The following is a 19,000-nucleotide window of genomic DNA, read 5'->3' as shown; positions in this document are numbered from 1 at the left end:
CAGGACGGGCACGCCGTCAGCCTACCGTTCGTCCTCGTCGGGTCCGGACGACACCGCACCGGCGGGAGCCGCACCCGAGGCAGCCTCGGCCGCCGCCACCTTCCGGGCCTGCGCTGCCGACTGCCGCGCGACCTTGCGAAGCTTCTTGTCGCTCGTCGCCCGCTCGCCGACCGCGCCGGGGGTCCAGGCCTCGACGTCCTCGTCGGAGAACTCGGCCTTGCCCGCGCGGCGCTTCAGGTTCGGCAGCACGGTGCCGTCCGCCAGGCGACGCGCCGTGACGAGGAAGCCGGTGTGCCCGACCATCCGGTGGTCCGGCCGGACCGCGAGGCCCTCGACGTGCCAGGTGCGCACCAGGGTCTCGCTCGGCATCGGGTCGGTGAAGCGGCCGGTGTCGCGCAGGGCCTCGGCGGTGCGCGACAGCTGGGTGACGGTCGCGACGTAGCAGACGATGAGGCCGCCGGGCACGAGGGCGTCCGCCGCAGCGTCGACGCACTCCCACGGGGCGAGCATGTCGAGCACGACGCGGTCGACGCTCTGCTCCTCGACGGCGTCGGGCAGCTCCTCGACGAGGTCGCCGACGGTCACCGACCAGTTGTCCGGCACGGCACCGAGGAAGGTGCCGACGTTGCCCTTCGCGATCGCCGCGAACTCCTCGCGGCGCTCGAACGACTGCAGCCGGCCGGTCGGGCCGATCGCCCGGAGCAGGAACAACGACAGGGCGCCGGAACCGACACCGGCCTCGACCACGCGGGCGCCGGGGAAGACGTCCGCGAAGGCCACGATCTGCGCCGCGTCCTTCGGGTAGACGATCGCGGCGCCGCGCGGCATCGACATGACGTAGTCGTTGAGCAGCGGCCGCAGCGCCAGGTACTCGTCGCCGGTGCTCGCCCGGATGACGGAACCGTCGGGCTGCCCGATGACGTCATCGTGCCGGAGCACGCCGCGGTGCGTGTGGTACTCCCCCGCGGTCTCGAGCGACAGCGTCGTGAGCTTGCCCTTCGGACCGGTGAGCTGCACACGGTCGCCGGCCCGGAACGGGCCGCGCGGCGGGGTGTGCGGGGCGCCGCCCGCGGTGTGCGGGAGCGCTGCGGTCGGGTCCGTGGTCGGTTCTGTGGCCGGACGGGAGGCGCGGCTCGCGTCCGCCTCGTCGCGTGCGTCGTCGGCGTGGCTCATCGGGCGACCTCCTCGGTGTCCGCAGCGTGCGCCGGGTCCGGCACCGCGCCTCCCGTCGATCCGCCCCGTGCGGTCAGGGCCGGCGTCGTCAACTCGACCAGACGGTCCACGTCGACCCCGGCGAGCGAGGTGAGGTGCACGTCGCCGCCGCCGATCTCGGACAGCGGGACGATGTGCTCGACGGCGACCGTGACGGCGCCGGAGGCGACGGCCGAGGCGACGCCGGTGGCGGAGTCCTCGATCGCGACGCACGCGGTCGGCTCGACGCCGAGCTGCGCGGCGGCGGACAGGTAGGCGTCCGGGTGGGGCTTCGGGCGGTCGACGTCGTCGCCGGCGACCACGACCCGGAAGCCACGCTCACCCAGAGCCTCCGCGATGACGAGTGCCATCTTGCGACGGGACATCGTGACGAGGGCGGTCGGGATGCCGCGGGCGTGCAGCTCCTCGACGAGCTCACGGGCACCCGGGCGCCACGGCAGTTCGCCGCCGCGCAGGCGCTCCATCACGTAGTCGGTCATCCACTCGACGATCTCCTCGACCTCCATGTCGACGCCCTTGTCGCGCAGGATCTCGCCGGAGCGTTCGAGACCGCTGCCGACCAGGGCGAGGCCCTCGGCGTGGGTCCACTCGACGCCGTAGCGCCCGGTGAGCTCGACCTGGGACCGCTGCCAGATCGGCTCGGTGTCGACGATCGTGCCGTCCATGTCCCACAGGACGGCTGCGGGCAGGACGGGGGCAGGAGGATGCTCGGTCACGGGCGACGAGTCTACCGGGGGCGTTCCGCTGGGCGCGGACGCACGCGGCCGGGCGGGACGCCTGGGCCTACAGTGGATGCCTGAATCGTGTCCGGCCGGGAGCGCCCGTCGCCCCGCCCCGCTCCGCGCCACCACCAGGAGGTCCGCTCCGTGCCACAGCACTCACCCTTCAGCGACGGTCGACTGCTCGTCGTCGCCTTCGAGGGCTGGAACGACGCCGGCGAGGCCGCGAGCGGACTCGCCCGACGCATCGTCGAGTCGCTCGACCTCGACGAGCTGCGTGAACTCGACGGCGAGCGGTACGTCGACTACCAGTTCAACCGGCCGACCGTCGGTCCCGACGAGAACGGCGACCGCGGCGTCCAGTGGCCGCGCATCGTGCTGCACGGCCCCGGCGCCGAGGGCCGCCCCGTGATCGGTGCGACCGGCTCCCCCACCGACCGCGACGTCTTCGTGCTCGTCGGCCCGGAGCCCTCGCGCACCTGGCGCGGATTCTGCGCCGAGATCATCGACCTGGCCGACGTGTACTCGATCGACGCCGTGGTCTTCGTCGGTGCGATGCTCGCCGACGTCCCGCACACCCGTCCGATCTCGGTGTTCGTGTCGAGCGAGGACGCCGGCGTCCGTGCGGCGTTCGACGTCGACCGCTCGTCGTACGAGGGCCCGACCGGCATCCTCGGCGTCCTCGCCGACGCGATGGACAAGGCCGGGCTCACCACCCTGTCCCTCTGGGCGTCGGTGCCGCACTACGTGCACAACTCACCCTCGCCCAAGGCGACGCTCTCGCTGCTCGACAAGATCGAGGAGCTCACGGACGTCACCGTGCCGCGCGGGTCCCTGCTCGACGACGCGACGGAGTGGGAGGAGGGCATCGACGCCCTCGCCGCCGACGACGAGGACATGGCCTCGTACATCGGCCAGCTCGAGCAGGCGCGGGACACCGTCGACTCGCCCGAGGCCTCGGGCGACGCCATCGCGCAGGAGTTCGAGCAGTACCTCCGTCGGCGCGAGCGCAAGGACGGCAAGGACGGCGGCACCGCCGGCGGCGAGGGCCCCTGGCGCCCGCCGCAGCCCCCGCAGTAGGGCGAGGGGCAGCCGGCCGGGGCTGAGGTCGCACTTCGGCCCCCATCCGGCTGCTCGATCCGGGCCGAATTGCGATCTCACCGGTGCCGGCGGCGCGCCATCCGGCGCTGGCGGGCGCCGAGGTCGCACGAACTGCCGCCCGCGGCGCCGGCGGGCGGCACCTTGCGCGACCTCGGTGGCACGCGTGCGGCACGTCGTGCCCACTCGGCGGGCGGGAGGCGCCCGATGGGCGTAGCCCGGGCCTCCCACCCGAAGCTCGGCGCGCGGGCGCCGGCGGGCGCCGAGGTCGCACGAACTGTCGCCTACAGCGCCTCCACGCGCGCCGGCCACCGCCGAGGTCCCACGAACTGTCGCGTGCGGCGCCGGCGGGCGACACGTTGCGCGATCTCGGCGACCAGCACGCGGCGCGTCGGGACCACTCGCGGGCGGGAAGCGCTTGACGGGGGCGACCGGGGCCTCCCGCCCGACGCTCATCGCACGCCGGCAGGCAGGCCCGCCGCCGGGCACGCGCGCCGGCATGCGCCGAGGTCGCACGAACTGTCGCCTGCGGCGCTGGCAGGCGGCACCTTGCGCGATCTCGGCGGTACGCAGGCGGCGCGTCGTGACCACTCGGCGGGCGGGAGGCGCCCGACGGGAGGCGACACGGGCCTCCCGCCCGATGCTCGGCGCGCACCGGCTCCGCGCACCGGCTCCGCGCGCACCGGCTCCGTGCACGCCGCCTCCACGCGCGCCGGCCACCGCCGAGGTCGCACGAACTGTCGCGTGCGGCGCCGGCGGGCGTCACCTTGCGCGACCTCGGCGACCGGCACGCGGCGCGTCGCGGCCACTCGGCGGGAAGGAGCCGGACGGAGGACCGACGGAGCCGGACGGCTGCCGGACGGGACGCGCGCGGCGGAGCCGTCCCGGGCCTTCCGTCCGTCCGACCGTCAGCCCAGGCGGATGCCGAGCAGGGCGTCGACCAGGTCGACGAGCTCGGGCGTGACCGCGGTGCCGCCCGCGATCGCGGTGTCGACCGCGGCGACGGCTCCCGGGGTGTCGAGGTCGTCTGAGACGCGTGCGCGGATGCGGGCCGCCACGTCAGCGGCGTCGTCGGCGTGTCCCGCGGCCGAGCCGGAGGCCCAGGCGTCCCAGCCCGCGAGCCGCGTGGTGGCGCTCGTGAGCTCGGTGTCGAACCACTCCCAGTCGTCGGAGTACTTGTGCGAGAGCAGTGCGAGGCGGATCGCCCGGGGGTCCGCACCGTCGTCGAGCAGCCCGCGCACGGTGACGAGGTTGCCGAGCGACTTCGAGATCTTCGTGCCCTGGTACGCGATCATGCCGGTGTGCACGTAGGCATGCGCGAGGGGCTGGTGCGCGAGCGCGGCGGCGTGGCCGGCGCTCATCTCGTGGTGCGGGAAGACGAGGTCACTGCCGCCGCCCTGCACGCTGATCGGCAGGCCGAGGCGGTCACCGGCGATGACGCTGCACTCGATGTGCCAGCCGGGGCGTCCGGGGCCGATCTCGGTGTCCCAGGACGGTTCGCCCTCGCGCGCGGCGCGCCAGAGCAGTGGGTCGAGCGGGTCCCGCTTGCCGGGGCGCTCCGGGTCGCCGCCGCGCTCGGCTGCGAGTGCCAGCATGGTGTCGCGGTCGAGACCGCTCTCGTCGCCGAGCTTCCACGACTCGGTCGGGCGGTTCACGTCGAAGTACAGGTCGTCGCCCTCGGCGCCGTCGGTCGGCACCTCGTAGGCGTAGCCGGTCTCCTGCAGGAACGAGACGGCCTCGGCGACGCGGTCGACCTGGTCGGTGACGGCCACGAAGTCGTCGGGTGGCAGGATCCGGAGCGACTCCATGTCGCGTCGGAACAGGTCGATCTGCGAGGCGGCGAGCTCGCGCCAGTCGACGCCGTCGCGGGCGGCGCGCTCGAGCAGCGGGTCGTCGACGTCCGTGACGTTCTGCGCGTACTCGACGTCGAGCCCGGCGTCGCGCCAGGCGCGGCCGAGCGTGTCGAACGCCAGGTAGGTCGCCGCGTGCCCGAGGTGGGTCGCGTCGTAGGGGGTGATCCCGCACACGTAGAGCGCCGCGCGGTCCTCGCCACGGCTCGGGTCGACCGGCTTGCCGGTGGCCGTGTCGTGGACGACGGGTCGCGGCGCCGCACCGGCGACGTCGGGAAGGGAAGGGGCCTGCCAGGCCCTCACGGCTGGATCACTCCGAGCGACAACAACACGATCAGAACGATACCCAGTGCGATCCGGTAGACCACGAAGGGCATGAAGCTCCGCTTGCTGATGTAGTTCATGAACGCCGCGATGACGACGAAGCCGACGAGGAACGCCACCACCGTCGCGATGAGCGTGTCGGCGATGCCGAACGGCGCGCCGGTGTCACCGAGGCTCGTCGCGGCCTCGTACAGGCCGGACAGGAACACGGCGGGCACGGCGAGCAGGAACGCGAACCGAGCGGCGGCCGGCCGGGTGTAGCCGAGTGCGAGGCCCATCGACACGGTGGCGCCGGACCGCGAGACGCCGGGGACGAGCGCGAGCACCTGCGCCAGGCCGATGAGCACGCCCCCGCCGAACGTCATGTGCTCGATGCGGCGTTCCTTGCGGCCGACGCGGTCGAGCACGCCGAGCACGACGCCGAAGACGATGAGCACGATCGCGACGATCCAGAGCGACCGGAAGGTGGTCTCGATGGAGTCCTTGAGCAGCAACCCGGCGACGCCGATCGGGATGGTGCCGATGATCACCAGCCAGCCGAGCCGGACGTCCGGGTCGCCCTTCGGCACGTCTCGTCGGAACAGCGAGCGGAACCACCGCCCGATGATCCGGGTGATGTCCTTCCAGAAGTAGATGAGCACCGCGGTCTCGGTGCCGAGCTGCGTCACCGCGGTGAAGGCCGCCCCGGGGTCCTTCGCGTCGGGCAGGAACAGCCCGACGATGCGCAGGTGGGCGCTGGACGAGACCGGCAGGAACTCGGTGAGCCCCTGGACGAAGCCGAGGAAGATCGCCTCGAGGATGTGCATCGCACGGGCCTTTCGGGGTGCAGTGGATCAGGACACCGCCCGGAGGCGACCATGCAAGATATCAGTACGTGGCGAAGAGGTCGCCGAGGACGCGCCGCCCGAACGCGAGCGCATCGAGCGGCACCCGCTCGTCGACGCCGTGGAACATCGCCGGGAAGTCGACACCGGCGGGCAGCTTCAGCGGGACGAAGCCGTAGCCCGCGATGCCGAGGGTCGACAGGGCCTTGTTGTCGGTGCCGCCGGACAGCAGGTACGGCAGCACCGGCGCCCCGGGGTCGTGCCGGCCGAGGACGTCGCGGACGGCGTCGACCAGGGGGCCGCCGAAGTCCTGCTCGAGGCCGACGTCGCGGAACGAGGTCACGACCTCGACCTCGTCGCCGGCCAGTTCGCGGACGCGCGCGAGCACGGCGTCCTCGTCGCCGGGCAGGCAGCGGATGTCCACCAGGGCCTCGGCGGTGTCCGGGATGACGTTGTGCTTGTACCCGGCGGTGAGCACCGTCGGGTTGGACGTGGTGTGCAGTGCCGCGTGGATGAACCGCGACGCGGACCCGGTGGCCAGGGCGACCTCGTCCGGGCCGGTCACCGCCGGGTCGACGCCGAGGAACCGGGCGACCTCGGCGACCATGGCGTCGGTCGTGGCGGAGAGGCGCACCGGCCACTCCTCGCTGCCGATGCGGGCGACCGCGGCGGCGAGCTTCGTGACGGCGTTGTCGCGGATGACGTGCGAGCCGTGCGCCGCCGTGCCGCGCGCGACGAGCTTCACCCACATGAGCGCCTTCTCGCCGGTCTGCAGCAGGTAGGCCCGCCGGTCGCCGAGGGTGATGGAGTACCCGCCGACCTCGCTGATCGCGGCGGTCGCGCCGGCGAAGACCTCGGGGTGGTGCTCGACGACGTGGTGCGAGCCGAGGACTCCCCCGGCTTCCTCGTCGGCGAAGTAGGCGATGACCAGGTCGCGCTCGGGCGCCCCCTGCGCCGCGATGACGTCCGCCAGGGACGTGAGCATCATCGCGTCCATGTTCTTCATGTCCACGGCGCCGCGACCCCACAGCGAACCGTCCCGCACGACCCCGCCGAACGGGTCGACCGTCCAGTTGGCGGGGTCCGCCGGCACGACGTCGAGATGGCCGTGCACGACGAGGGCCGGCTTGTCGCGGTCGCGGCCCGGTACCCGCGCCACGACGCTGACGCGGTCCGGCTCGGACTCGAACAGCTGCGGCTCGAGCCCCAGGCGACGCAGTTCGGCCTCGACGTAGTGCGCCGCCTCGGTCTCGCCGCGGGACTTGCCCTCGCCCCAGTTCGTGGTGTCGATGCGGATGAGGTCGCGGGCGATCGCCGCCGTGGCCTCGAGCTCGGGCACGGTCGGCTCCGGGTTCGTCATGGCTCCACGCTACCGGGCCGCACCGACCCCGACAGGAGGGCCCGCGACCCGGGACGCGCCCGGGATGCACGCCCGTGTGCAGCGTGCCCTCGGAGCCGTGCTAGTGTCTTCTCTCGGCAGGAACGCCGGGTTGCACTCGGGAAACAGACACCAGACACCCTGTCCGGGTGGCGGAATTGGTAGACGCGCTAGCTTGAGGTGCTAGTGCCCGTATTAGGGCGTGGGGGTTCAAGTCCCCCCTCGGACACAAGAAACACGAACGACACGAAGACAAGGAATGCCCCCAGGCCAGTGGCCCGGGGGCATTTCCTGGCGGGTCAGTCGCCGAGCTGCTCCGACAGCCAGGCGCGTGCACCCTCGGCGTCCTCGAACAGGCCGTCGTCCTGTGCCGCAGCGGCGGCGTCGAGGACCTCGCGGAACCGGGGCCCCGGGGTGAGTCCCGACGCGATGAGGTCCCGCCCGGTCACCAGGCGGACGCGACGCACGGCGGCGTCCGCGCGCACCACCGCGAGCCACGCCCCAGCCGCCGAGGCCGAGGACGCCGGACCCCGCCCCTGCGAGTCCGCCTCGCACACCCGTGCCCAGCACTCGGCGATCGCGACCGATCCGCCCAGGCGGCGCAGCAGCCGGCGCGCTGCGGGCACCGAGGGCGCCGCACCGTCCGTCGAGTGCACCACCATGTGCTCGCGCACGACGGCGCCGATGCGGTCGGTCACGGTCCGGGGCGCGCCGATCCGCCGCAGCAGGTCGCGGGCGGCCCGTGCTCCGGAGACCTCGTGCCCGAGACTGCGGATCCGGACGGTGCCGTCGTCACCCCGGACCGTCTGCGTGCCGTCGCCGGCCTTGCCGAGGTCGTGCAGGAGGGCCCCGAGCACCACGACGGTGCGGTCCTCCCCGGTCACCCCGTCGGCCGTGCACGCGGCAGCAGCCGCGTCCGCCGCGAGTCCCAGGTGCACGTGCACCGGCCCCTCGGGGTGCCACCGGGGGTCCTGCGGGACGTCCCGGACGGCGGCGAGCTCCGGGAAGTGCCGCTCCCACCCGGTGTCGTGGAGGACCTGGAGCGCGTGCGACTGGTGGTCGCCCCCGGCCGCCTTCCGGATCTCCGGCCACACCCGCTCCGGCGCGATCGACGGGTAGGCGTCCGCGAGCGAACGCGCGAGGTCGACCGTCGACGGGTGGACGGCGAGGTCGAACCGCGCCACGAGCTGCACCGCGCGCAGGACCCGCAACGGATCGTCGCCGAACCGTTCGGACGTGTGCCGGAGCACGCCCCGAGCGGCGTCGTCGATGCCGCCGGACGCGTCGACGTACTCGTTCGTCGCCGGGTCCCACGCGACCGCGTCGACGGTGAAGTCGCGACGCGCGGCGGCGTCGGCGAGGGCGTCGTCGTCGCCGGTCCCCGGGACCACGGCGACGTCGACGTGCACGTCGTCGAGCACGACCCGGAGCACCTCGAACCGCCGGCCGGTCGTCACGACGACCGCGCCCGCAGCACGCAGGGCGTCCACGACCGAGACCGTGTCCGCGCCGTGGACCTCGACGTCGACGTCGTGGTCGTCGTCCTCCGGGACCGCACGCCCGGCCGACCGCAACAGGGCGTCGCGGACCACGCCGCCGACCAGGAACGGGCGCCCGACGCTGCCGAGCGCCACGAGGACGGCGTCGACGGCCGTACCGACGCCCAGCGCACGTGCCGGGTCGGTGGGGCCGGGGCACCGGTGGAGACCGGTCGTGCGTCGCGCAGCGCCGCACCGGGTGCAGGAGGTGGTGGTCACGTGTGGCCTCTTCCGGGACCTCCGTGCAGCAGCACCGAGGGAGTCAGTCTGCCGCACCGGGCGCGTCGGCGCGACCACCGGACGGACGGGAGGCGCGGTGCCAGCCGGCACCGCGCCTCCTGTCCGCCCTGTCGGTGCGTCCGCTCTGCGTCAGCTCTGCGTCAGCTCTTCGACGCCTCGACGAAGTTGCGGCGCGGGTCGGTCTCCTTGATGAGGGAGGTCGCGTCGCGTCCGGAGACGGCGCCGGTGACCCAGCCGATGACGATCCGGACCTTGCGGTTCAGGGTCGGCATCGCGTACACGTGGTAGGCGCGGTGGGCGAGCCAGGCGAGCACGTTGGTCATCTTGATGCCCTTGATGTTCGCGGCACCCTTGCCGACGCCGTACGAGGCGACGGTGCCGATCGAGGGGTGGCGGTACTCCTCGAGCGGCTTGCCCGTGATCGTCGCCACGATGTTGTCGGCGGCGACGACGGCCTGACGCACGGCGTTCTGCGCGTTCGGCGGGTAGAACGCCGGCTGCTTGTCGGCGGTCAGGTCGGGGACCTGGGCCACGTCACCGAGGCCCCAGACGCCGTCGACGACCTCGTGGGTGTCCTCGGCCTCGACCTGGAGCTTCGCGTTGGCGGCGAGGTGCCCCTTCGGGCCGCGCGGCAGGTCGGAGGCGTCGAGGAGCGGGTTCGGCTTGACGCCGGCGGTCCAGACGAGCAGCCCGGTGGGGATCTCGTCGCCGTCGGACAGCGTGACGACGCCGCCCTCGGCGCTCGGCATGGTGGTCTTCAGCCGGACGTCGATGCCGCGGGCGCGGAGCGACTCGAGGGTCCACTTCGACAGCTCCGGGCCGACCTCGGGCGCGACGCGGTCGAGCGCGTCGATGAGGATCCAGCGGGGCTGCTCGCCGGCGAGCGACGGGTAGGTCGCGATGGCGGCCTGCGAGACGTCGAACAGTTCGCCGATGGCCTCGACGCCGGTGTAGCCACCGCCGACGAAGACGCTCGTGAGCAGACGACGACGCTCGTCCTCGTCGCGGGTGGCCGCGGCCTTCGCGATGTTGTCGAGGAGCTTGGAGCGGACGTAGGCGGCCTCCTCGACGCTCTTGAAGCCGACGCCGTACTCCTCGAGCCCGGGGGTCGGGAAGGTGCGCGTGACGGAACCGAGGGCGACGACGAGCTGGTCGTAGCCGAGCGTGCGGTCGTCACCGCCGGCGGTCGCGATCGAGACGGTCTTGTCGGCCGAGGAGATCGCGGTGACCTTGCCCTGGATGACCCGGGTCTTGCGCAGGGCACGACGGAGTTCGACCGTCACGTCCTTCGGGGCGATGTGACCGCCCGCGACCTCGGGCAGGAACGGCAGGTACGTGTAGTAGGTGTTCTGGTCCACCAGTGTGATCCGCATCGGCACGGTGGCCGCGTGCTTCTGCAGCTGCTTGACGGTGGAGTAGCCAGCGGAGCCGCCGCCGAGGACGAGGACGTGAGGGATCGAGTCTGCCATTCCTCCGGTCTACCGGATGACGGCCGTCAACGTCACCAGCGCCGCGCCTCTGGCGGGAATCAGCGTCGCTTCAGCCGCCACCAGGCGGTCTCGGCGAGCTCCACACCGGTGTACACACCGTGCGGGGTGCGCCGGGACTCGGTGAGCGAGAACCGTCGGAGCCGGTAGCCGCCGCCGAAGCGGTCGATGATCGCCTCGGGTGAGGACTCGGCGTCGCGCTTGACGTACCAGGTGCGGTCGTCGACCGGCTCGATCACGCCGCGGTCACCGTCGCCCACCGATGCGGGAGCGCAGCACGTCGATGCGCTTCTGGATCTGCTCGATGCTCGCCTGCGCCACGGCCGGACCGCCGCTGATCCGCCGGAGTTCGGCGTGGATCGCGCCGTGCGGCTCGTTCGAGTGGCGTGACCAGATCGACACGAGCCGGGCGAGCTCGGTGCGCTGCTCCTTGATCGTCATGTACATCGGGCGGTCCGGTTCGGCGGGCTTGGGCTGGCCGTCCTTGACGGTCCGGCCCTTCGAGCGCTTGGCCTGGGTGGCCTGCCGGGCACGCAGCAGGTCGCGCACCTGGTCGGGCTCGAGGAGCCCGGGGATGCCGATGAAGTCGAGTTCCTCGAGCGAGCCGACCTCTCCCCCGGTGCCGAACTCGCCGCCGTCGTAGAGGACGCGGTCGAACGACGCCTGCGAGTCGAGCGCCTCGAACGGCTGGACCTCGAGCAGGCTCTCGGACGCGCGGTCCTCCTTGTTGGCCTCGGCGACCATGGCGTCCTCGGGGTTGTACAACCCGTCGTCGGTGTCCTTCGGGCGGTCGAGCGCGTGGTCGCGTTCGAGCTCGAGGGACGCCGCCAGTGCCATCAGCCCGGGCACGCTCGGCAGGAAGACGCTCGCCGTCTCGCCGCGCCGGCGGGCACGCACGAAGCGGCCGATCACCTGGGCGAAGAACAGCGGCGTGCTCGCGCTCGTGGCGTAGACGCCGACGCACAGGCGCGGGACGTCGACGCCCTCGGACACCATCCGGACGGCGACCATCCAGCGCGAGGTGTCCTCGGCGAACGCGCTGATCCGGCTCGACCCAGCGGCCTCGTCGGACAGGACGACGGTCGGGCGTTCGCCGGTGATCTGCTGCAGGATCCGGGCGTAGGCGCGCGCGGTCGTGGTGTCGGTCGCGATGACCAGGCCGCCCGCGTCCGGCACGCCACGACGGACCTCGGTCAGGCGCTTGTCGGCGGCGGAGAGCACGGCGGGCATCCACTCGCCCTCGGGCGAGAGCGCCGTGCGCCAGGCCTGCGCGGTGATGTCCTTCGTGACCTGCTCACCGAGCGAGGCCGACATCTCGTCGCCCATCCGGGTCTTCCAGCGCATCTGCCCGGCGTAGGCCATGAAGAGCACCGGTCGGACGACGCCGTCCTTGAGCGCGCGGCCGTAGCCGTAGTTGTAGTCGGAGATCGAGGTGCGGATGCCCTGCTCGTCGGGGGCGTACTGCACGAACGGGATCGGCGCGGTGTCCGAGCGGAAGGGCGTGCCGGACAGCGACAGGCGGCGGGTGGCCCCGGAGAACGCCTCTCTGATGCCGTCGCCCCAGGTCAGTGCGTCGCCGCCGTGGTGGACCTCGTCGAGGATCACGAGGGTCTTGCCGCTCGCGGTGATCCGCTGGTGCACCTCGGGGTTCATGCCGACCTGGGCGTACGTGATCGCGACGCCCTGGTAGTGGCGGCCGAACATGCCGTCGCCGTTCTTGAACATCGGGTCGATGCGGATGCCGACCCGGTCGGCCGAGTCGGCCCACTGGCGCTTGAGGTGCTCGGTCGGCGCGACGACCACGATGCGGTCGACGGTGCCCCGGGCCAGGAGCTCGGTGGCGAGGCGCAGCGCGAACGTGGTCTTGCCGGCGCCGGGCGTGGCCGCGGTGAGGAAGTCACGCGGTTCGGTCTCGAAGTACTTCGTCAGCGCCTCGACCTGCCAGGCACGGAGCTTCGACGCGGTCCCCCACGCGGCACGGTCGGGGAAGGCCGGGGAGAGGTGCTGGACGGCGGAGTTGCCGGCCGCCTCGGCCAGCGCCGCGGCGTCGGCCTCGTCACGTGCTGCAGTCGCCCCGGCCGTCGCGGTCTGGTCGGTGTGTGCCGGTACCGCACCACCGTCGCCGGCCCGGTCGTCCCCGGCTTCGGCCCACAGCGTGGCGGGCTGCTGGTCGTCGTACTCCGCTGCGCTCACTGGACCTGATCCTACCGCCACGCTCAGTCCTGCCTGGCGTGCGGGGCGTGCCCGTCGCGGGTCCCCCGGACGAGCGATGCCGGCCGCAGCACGCCGGCGCCGAAGCGCGCGGCCACGGCGTCGACGGTCGTCTCGGTCTCGCGCCACGGCGCGTCGTCGTCCCACAGGGCGTTGCTGGCGGCCGCCGGCACGAGGTTCTCGCCGCGGACGCCGATGAGTCGGATGCGGTTGCCGGGCCGGTGCAGGACGTCGTACAGCTCGACGGCCTCGCGGTGCAGCCGCTTGGCGACGTCCGTGGGCTCGGCGAGGGTGCGGGACCGGGTGAGCGTGGTGAAGTCGGTGTACCGGACCTTCAGGGCAACGGTGCGTGCCTGCACGTCGGCGTGCCGCAGCCGGACGGCGACCTTGTCGGCCAGGCGGAGGAGTTCGCGTGCGACGTCGTCGCGGTCGGTCAGGTCGTGTCCGAAGGTGACCTCGTGCCCGATCGACTTCTCGCTGACGCCGGTGTCCACGACGCGCGGGTCGCGACCCCAGGACAGGTCGTGCAGCTTCTGGCCGCCGGCCGGCCCGAGCGCGGACACCAGGGACCCGAGCGGCGTCCGGGCGAGGTCGCCGACGGTGCGGATCCCCCGACGCTCGAGGGTCTCCTGCGTCTTGCCACCGACGCCCCAGAGCGCGGAGACCGGCTGCGGGTGCAGGAACGCGATGGTGTCGGCGGCCGGCACGACGAGCAGCCCGGCCGGTTTGGCGCGGCTGGAGGCGAGCTTCGCGACGAACTTCGTCGACGCCGCCCCCACGGAGCAGTGCAGGCCGGTCTCGGCGTGGACGGCGCGACGGATCGCCTGCCCGATCTGCCAAGGCGTGCCGTACAGGCGGAGTGCGCCGGCGACGTCGAGGAAGGCCTCGTCGATGCCGAGTCGTTCGACCCGTGGGGTGAAGCGGTCGAAGACGGCCATGACTGCGGCGGACTTCGCGCGGTACTTCTCGAAGTGCGGTTCGACGATGACGGCGTTCGGGCAGCGCCGCTTGGCGATCGCCATCGGCATCGCCGAGTTCACGCCGTAGCGCCGGGCCTCGTACGTGGCGGCGGTGACCACCGACCGGTCGGAGTCGTGGCCGACGATCACCGGCAGCCCCTGCAGGTCGGGACGGTCGAGGAGCTCGACGGAGGCGAAGAAGGCGTCCATGTCGACGTGCAGCACCGTCGCCGACACGTCGTCGACGGGGGTGTCCGAGACGAGCCGGTTGCTGCCGTCCTGCTTGCTCACGTGGCGATGATGCCAGGTGCCACCGACACCGGAGCGGCCCCGTGCGCGCGGCGGACCGTCACGGCAGCGGTCCGAGCACCGACGCGGCGATGGTCCGGGCCGCGGAGTCCCGGGTGGAAGGGTGGTACTGCCCCGCCCGCACGTCCCGCGCGAGCCGCGCCAGTTCGCTCGTCGACCGGAACGCCGAGCCGCCGGCGATCCGCATCGCCTCGTCGACCGCGTGCTGCGCCGCGTCCACCGTCCGTGCCTTCGTGCCGACGAGCAGCGGGAACCACCGGGCGCCGAGGTCGTCGCCCTCGTCGACCGAGCGAGCCAGCGAGTCCACCTGCATCGACACGGCGTCCACCGCACCGCGCACGTCCGCGATCGCCCGACGCACGTCCGGGTCCTGGGCGCGCGACGACCCGTCGGCCGCCACGCGACGGGTGACCGCCGACACCGCGAGGTCCAGCGCGCGCTCGGCGATCCCGACGTACACCGACGCGACGAGCAGCTCGAACGCCGCGAACACGCCGAAGACCAGCGGGTCCTGGTTCGGCCCGACCGGCAGCACCCGCACGATCCGCTCCGCGGGCACGTGCACCCCGAGCAGCCGGGTCCCGTGGCTCTGCGTCGCCCGCATGCCGAGCGTGTCCCACTCGTCCCCCTGCTCGACGTGCTCGTCGGACCGGAGCACGAACCCGTGCACGAGCCGCGGCTCCGGCCCGGAGTCGTCGCGGCCGAACACGCTGAGGACGTCCCACGCCGGTGCGAGCGAGGTGGACACCTTCGTCCCGGTGAAGCGGTACCCGCCGTCGCCGTCCGGCTCCGCCGTCGTCGACGAGTCGAACAGCACCGCGTCGTTGCCGGGTTCGCTCACCCCGAAGGCGAGCAGGTGGTCGTCCGCCGCGTGGTCCGTGACGGACTGGAGGAACGCCCCACCCCGCGTGGACACGGCCCGGGCCGCCTGCACCCAGACCTGGTGCATCCCCAGGCCGAGCGCCGTCGCCGGCGCGGCCCGGGCGAGCGTGCGCTGCACCACCGTCGTCGCCCGGAGGCCGAGGTCGGAGCCGCCCTGCTCCGCGGGCACGCCGATGCGCAGGTACCCCGCCGTGCGCAGTTCGTCGAGGTCCTCGACGCAGAACGCGTTGGCCGCGTCGTACCCGGGGGCACGCGCCGCGATGCGGGCGAGGAGGTCCTCCGGCGGGGTCCAGCCGACTGCGTCCCTGGTGGCCGATGTCATGGCACGAGACTAAGGTCCCGATCGTGTCAGCTCGTCATCCGTGGTCCAGGTACGTCGCGATCGGTGACTCGTTCACCGAGGGGATCGGCGACCCCGACCCGACCGTGCCCGGGGGCAACCGGGGCTGGGCGGACCGCGTCGCCGAGGTCCTGGCGCACGGGTCCGACGACTTCGCCTACGCGAACCTGGCGATCCGCGGCCGCCTGCTGCAGCAGATCGTCGACGAGCAGGTGGAGCCGGCGCTCGCGCTCCGCCCGGACCTGGTGACGGTCTCCGCCGGCGGGAACGACATCATCCGCCCGGGCTCCGACCCGGACGAGCTCGCGGAGCGGGTCGACGCGATGGTCGCCCGGCTGCGGAGCGACGGGGCCACGGTCGTGCTCTTCACCGGGCCGGACGTCGGCATGACCCCCGTGCTCGGCATGGTCCGCGGCAAGACCGCGATCTACAACGAGAACCTGCACGCGATCGCCCTGAAGCACGGGGCGCTCGTCGCCGACATGTGGGCGCTCCGCGTGCTCCGCGACCCGCGGATGTGGGCGCCGGACCGACTGCACCACTCCCCGACCGGGCACGCCACCGTCGCCGCCGCGGTCCTCGACACCCTCGGTGTCGCGCACGGACTCGAACCGTTCAACCCGGAACCGCTCGAGGCGAGGCCCTGGCGCGAGGCCCGCGCCGAGGACCTCGGCTGGGCACGGGAGTACCTGGTGCCGTGGGTCGTCCGGCGCATCCGGCACACGTCCTCCGGCGACGGGGTCTCCGCCAAGCGCCCCGAGCTGCAGGACGTCGTCGAGCACCGGTCCGACACGCCCTAGGCGTCGGTCGACGGGTGCCGACCGACGCGCCCTGCACGGTCGTCGCGCCCCGAGGAACCGGGGCGCGTCGTGTGCGGGGGCGGTAGCGTGTGGGGTCGCTCAGTCCGCGGGGCGGCGCAGCGTGAGCGGACCGTCGTGCAGCGGCACGGTCTTCCACGCCGTCGCGGTGTCGCCCGTCGACCGGTCCACCCGGACGTGCAGCAGGTGCGGGGTCTCGACGAACCGCACGTCGACGAGCACGGTCCGGCCGTCCGCCGCGACGGCGCCGCTCGCCGCCAGCGCCCCCTCGACCGCCCACTCCCCGTCGCCGACCGGCACGGACAGCGTCCCGCCGTCGACGTCGAGCGTCAGCCGCCACCCGGCGTCGTCGTGCGCCAACGGGCCGAGGTCCGCGGTGCCCGTGAGCGGGCCGCCGACGACCGCCGGCAGCCCCAGGGCGGCGAGTCGTGCCGCCAGGGCGGCGTCCGCAACCGTGTCCGTCGTGCCGCCGACGGCGGGCAGCAGGAGCTGCCAGACCGCATCGAGGACCGCCTGCATGTCGAGGCTCTGCCCGGTCATCGCGAGGACGACGTCCTGTTCCGGCAGGACGACGCAGAACTGGCCGTAGGCGCCGTCGCCGCGGAAGCCATGCCGGGCCATCCAGAACTGGAAGCCGTAGCCCTGGGACCAGTCCGGGTTCTCCTCGCCCGGGTTCTCGACCTGGGTCGAGGTGGCAGCGGCGACCCAGTCCTCGTCGAGGATCCGTTCGCCGTCCCACACGCCGCGCTGCAGGTACAGCTGGCCGAGGGCCGCGATCGCGGAGGTCGGGGCGTAGCAGCCGCTGAAGCCGAGCTCGGCGCCGGTGTCGTCGCGCCGCCACGCGAGGTCGTCGATGCCGAGCGGGTCGAGCAGCCGCGGCCGCAGGTACTCGACGAGCGACCCGCCGCTCACCCGCCGGACGATGGCTGCGAGCGTGTACGTGCACGGCTGGTTGTAGGCGAAGACCGACCCGGGCTCCTCGTCCGGCGGGGTGAGCAGGAAGCCCCGGACGGTGTTGGTCGCGTCGGCGGCACGGGCCCGGTCGAGCGTCTCCTCGCGGTGACCGCTCGCCATCGCGAGCAGGTGCCGGACCCGGATGCGGCGGCTGCGGTCGTCCGTGACGTCGGCGTCGAACTCCGGGAAGTACGACAGGGCGGTCGCGTCGAGGTCGACGAGCCCCTCGCGGACCGCGATCCCCACGGCGGCTGCCGTGAAGCTCTTGCTCAGCGAGTACAGCAAGTGCACGCGGTCCGGGCCGTACGGCGCCCACCAGCCCTGCGCGGCGACCTGCCCGTGGCGGAGCAGCACGAGACCGTGCGGCTCGACGCCGGGTGTGCGCTCCAGCGCGTCGACGAGGGCGTCGACACCGCGGGCGTCGATGCCGAGGGCGGACGGGGAGCTGCGCGGGAACGTCGTCGTCACGGATCCGACCCTACGGCCTGCCGGGCCGCGGCGTCAGGCTCCCTGGAACGGGTTCGTCCACCGCCACCAGACACCCGGGTCGTCGATGGTCCGCTCGAGCACGAGCGGGACCGTCACCGGGTCGTGGTCCGTGACGGTGAAGCGGACCGTCCCCACCCGCTCGCCCTCCGTGCCCAGGGTGACCTCGTCGAGGTGCGCCTTCGCGCGGACCTTCGTGCGGCCCCAGACCAGGACCTCGGACGCCTTCGCCGTGACCGCGTCGGCCTCGTCGTGCCACGGCGTCGAGAAGGTCCCGAAGGTCTGTCCGGCGTGGGTGAGCGTCACCACCTGGAAGTTGTCGGCCACCGACCGGAGCAGGCGCTGCACGTCCGCGTCGAGCGAGTCGTGGTCGACCCCGCCGAGCATGACGCCGATCACCGTGACGTCGCGTCCGCCGCGCTCGTACGTCGCCGCGAACAGCAGGCAGGCGCCGGCCTCGTCGAGGGTGCCGGTCTTGATCCCCTCGATGCCGTCGAGCCCCAGCAGCTTGTTCGAGTTCTCGATCGGCCCGACCGTCGGGATGGTGACGTCCTTCGTGCCGACGATCTCCCGCACCACCGGGTCCGCCAGGGCGAGCCGGCCGAGCTCGACCAGGTCGGTCGCGGTGGACGTGTTCGCCGGGTCGAGCCCGGTCGGCTCGTGGATCGTCGTGTCGTCGAGACCGTGCGCGTCGAGCCAGCGGTCCGCGGCCTGCTCGTAGGCGTCCATGGACCCGAACGCCCACAGCGCGAGGGCCCCGGCGTAGTTGTTCGCCGACTTCATGAGCATGACCTGGAACACCTGGTGCTCCGTCAGCCGCAGCCCGGCCGGCATCGGCGCGACCTCGCCGTTCTGTGCGAGGTACTTCGCGTAGAGCCCCTGCATCTGCTCCGTGAAGCGGATCGCCGGACCGGACTGCCCGCGCTCGAGCGGCTTCTCGTCGAGGACGACGAGCGCCGTCACCACCTTCGTGATGCTCGCGATGGAGCGCGGCTGCTCGTCACCGCTCGTCCGCAGGCTCTCCGGGAACCCCGTCGCCTGCACCGCCGTCGCACCGTAGCCCGGGAACCGCAGCGCGGGCACGCTCGACGTCGGCGCCGAGTACGTGGTGGTCGTGGCGCTCGCCGGGGCGAACGGCACGACGGCCGCGGCCACCAGGTAGCCGATCGCCAGGACGAGGACGGCGAGGACCGTGATCGTCACCGGCCTCCGGACGGCGGAGCGGGGGCGGCGGACGACTCGTGACACGGCACCAGAGCGTAGCGGTGTGCGGGACCGGCCACCCGGGGAACCGCCGCCGGTGTGGAGAAGGCGGGACGGGCCTCCCGACCGGGGCGCTGGGTGGCGGGTGGTGGGTAGTGGGTAGTGGGT

At 73.2% G+C, this 19,000-nt stretch carries 15 protein-coding genes and 1 tRNA gene; 3 read left to right on the top strand and 13 right to left on the bottom strand.

Translation table 11 applies throughout. The features are described 5' to 3' along the window. Positions 1–21 precede the first annotated feature (21 nt). Together BIU97_RS03010 and BIU97_RS03005 are read right to left on the bottom strand one after the other, a co-directional pair. A complete protein-coding gene (locus tag BIU97_RS03010) occupies positions 22–1,173 on the bottom strand; it encodes a tRNA (adenine-N1)-methyltransferase (RefSeq protein ID WP_083420802.1) in 1,152 nt (383 codons plus the stop codon). Further along, a complete protein-coding gene (locus tag BIU97_RS03005; RefSeq protein WP_254782865.1) occupies positions 1,170–1,928 on the bottom strand; it encodes an HAD family hydrolase in 759 nt (252 codons plus the stop codon). The genes BIU97_RS03010 and BIU97_RS03005 overlap by 4 nt, the downstream gene beginning before the upstream one ends. 150 nt (positions 1,929–2,078) lie before the next feature. Here BIU97_RS03005 and BIU97_RS03000 point away from each other — a divergent pair, with 150 nt between their 5' ends. Continuing rightward, complete coding sequence (locus tag BIU97_RS03000) at positions 2,079–3,011, top strand: proteasome assembly chaperone family protein (protein WP_071297037.1); 933 nt, start codon at positions 2,079–2,081, stop codon at positions 3,009–3,011. A 926-nt stretch (positions 3,012–3,937) separates the two neighbouring features. Here the strand turns inward: BIU97_RS03000 and mshC are convergent. The 3 genes from mshC to BIU97_RS02985 form a co-directional block, all read right to left on the bottom strand. Beyond that, positions 3,938–5,182: a cysteine--1-D-myo-inosityl 2-amino-2-deoxy-alpha-D-glucopyranoside ligase gene (mshC, locus tag BIU97_RS02995; RefSeq protein WP_071297036.1), complete on the bottom strand. Its 1,245-nt coding sequence runs from the start codon at positions 5,180–5,182 to the stop codon at positions 3,938–3,940. After that, positions 5,179–6,009 (bottom strand): undecaprenyl-diphosphate phosphatase, encoded by an 831-nt coding sequence (locus tag BIU97_RS02990; RefSeq protein WP_071297035.1) that lies wholly within the window; start codon positions 6,007–6,009, stop codon positions 5,179–5,181. Before BIU97_RS02990 ends, mshC begins: the two co-directional genes overlap by 4 nt. 61 nt (positions 6,010–6,070) lie before the next feature. Then, positions 6,071–7,387 (bottom strand): M20/M25/M40 family metallo-hydrolase, encoded by a 1,317-nt coding sequence (locus BIU97_RS02985; RefSeq protein WP_071297034.1) that lies wholly within the window; start codon positions 7,385–7,387, stop codon positions 6,071–6,073. A 161-nt stretch (positions 7,388–7,548) separates the two neighbouring features. On the opposite strand from BIU97_RS02985, the gene BIU97_RS02980 reads away from it, so the two are divergent. After that, positions 7,549–7,634: transfer RNA gene (locus BIU97_RS02980), tRNA-Leu, on the top strand. Positions 7,635–7,704: 70 nt separating this feature from the next. On the opposite strand, the gene BIU97_RS02975 is transcribed toward BIU97_RS02980, so the two are convergent. From BIU97_RS02975 to BIU97_RS02950, 6 genes are all read right to left on the bottom strand, one after another. Continuing rightward, positions 7,705–9,162, bottom strand: coding sequence for an HD domain-containing protein (locus BIU97_RS02975; protein WP_175472397.1), 1,458 nt, complete (start codon positions 9,160–9,162; stop codon positions 7,705–7,707). A 161-nt stretch (positions 9,163–9,323) separates the two neighbouring features. After that, positions 9,324–10,652 carry an NAD(P)/FAD-dependent oxidoreductase gene (locus BIU97_RS02970; RefSeq protein ID WP_071297033.1) on the bottom strand — a complete coding sequence of 443 codons (1,329 nt, stop codon included), beginning with the start codon at positions 10,650–10,652 and terminating at the stop codon, positions 9,324–9,326. A gap of 59 nt (positions 10,653–10,711) precedes the next feature. Continuing rightward, positions 10,712–10,909 (bottom strand): hypothetical protein, encoded by a 198-nt coding sequence (locus tag BIU97_RS02965; RefSeq protein ID WP_111040920.1) that lies wholly within the window; start codon positions 10,907–10,909, stop codon positions 10,712–10,714. A 7-nt stretch (positions 10,910–10,916) separates the two neighbouring features. Further along, the gene (locus BIU97_RS02960) at positions 10,917–12,707 is read right to left on the bottom strand and encodes a DEAD/DEAH box helicase (RefSeq protein WP_071256370.1); all 1,791 of its coding nucleotides are present in this window, start codon (positions 12,705–12,707) and stop codon (positions 10,917–10,919) included. Positions 12,708–12,886: 179 nt separating this feature from the next. Further along, positions 12,887–14,131 (bottom strand): DNA polymerase IV, encoded by a 1,245-nt coding sequence (gene dinB / locus BIU97_RS02955; protein ID WP_071255501.1) that lies wholly within the window; start codon positions 14,129–14,131, stop codon positions 12,887–12,889. Between the two features lie 58 nt (positions 14,132–14,189). After that, positions 14,190–15,353 (bottom strand): acyl-CoA dehydrogenase family protein, encoded by a 1,164-nt coding sequence (locus tag BIU97_RS02950; RefSeq protein WP_071255505.1) that lies wholly within the window; start codon positions 15,351–15,353, stop codon positions 14,190–14,192. 23 nt (positions 15,354–15,376) lie between these two features. On the opposite strand from BIU97_RS02950, the gene BIU97_RS02945 reads away from it, so the two are divergent. Continuing rightward, positions 15,377–16,171: an SGNH/GDSL hydrolase family protein gene (locus BIU97_RS02945; protein ID WP_071255509.1), complete on the top strand. Its 795-nt coding sequence runs from the start codon at positions 15,377–15,379 to the stop codon at positions 16,169–16,171. Between the two features lie 99 nt (positions 16,172–16,270). On the opposite strand, the gene BIU97_RS02940 is transcribed toward BIU97_RS02945, so the two are convergent. Continuing rightward, entirely contained in the window at positions 16,271–17,611 is a 1,341-nt protein-coding gene (locus tag BIU97_RS02940) for a serine hydrolase domain-containing protein (RefSeq protein WP_071255514.1), read from the bottom strand. A gap of 33 nt (positions 17,612–17,644) precedes the next feature. Beyond that, positions 17,645–18,877: a D-alanyl-D-alanine carboxypeptidase family protein gene (locus BIU97_RS02935; protein WP_083420800.1), complete on the bottom strand. Its 1,233-nt coding sequence runs from the start codon at positions 18,875–18,877 to the stop codon at positions 17,645–17,647. Positions 18,878–19,000: the final 123 nt, after the last annotated feature.

Origin of the sequence: Curtobacterium sp. MCBA15_009, assembly GCF_001864895.1 — a bacterium.
GTDB lineage: Bacteria > Actinomycetota > Actinomycetes > Actinomycetales > Microbacteriaceae > Curtobacterium.
The sequence above is the reverse complement of the archived record's forward strand: the minus strand, read 5'-3'. Positions and strand labels throughout refer to the sequence as shown.

Excerpts from the sequence above, each read along its gene's own strand:
- BIU97_RS03010 (WP_083420802.1), bottom strand. The coding sequence starts at position 1,173 with ATGAGCCACGCCGACGACGCACGCGACGAGGCGGACGCGAGCCGCGCC.
- BIU97_RS02990 (WP_071297035.1), bottom strand. The coding sequence starts at position 6,009 with ATGCACATCCTCGAGGCGATCTTCCTCGGCTTCGTCCAGGGGCTCACC.
- BIU97_RS02985 (WP_071297034.1), bottom strand. The coding sequence starts at position 7,387 with ATGACGAACCCGGAGCCGACCGTGCCCGAGCTCGAGGCCACGGCGGCG.
- BIU97_RS02970 (WP_071297033.1), bottom strand. The coding sequence starts at position 10,652 with ATGGCAGACTCGATCCCTCACGTCCTCGTCCTCGGCGGCGGCTCCGCT.
- BIU97_RS02950 (WP_071255505.1), bottom strand. The coding sequence starts at position 15,353 with ATGACATCGGCCACCAGGGACGCAGTCGGCTGGACCCCGCCGGAGGAC.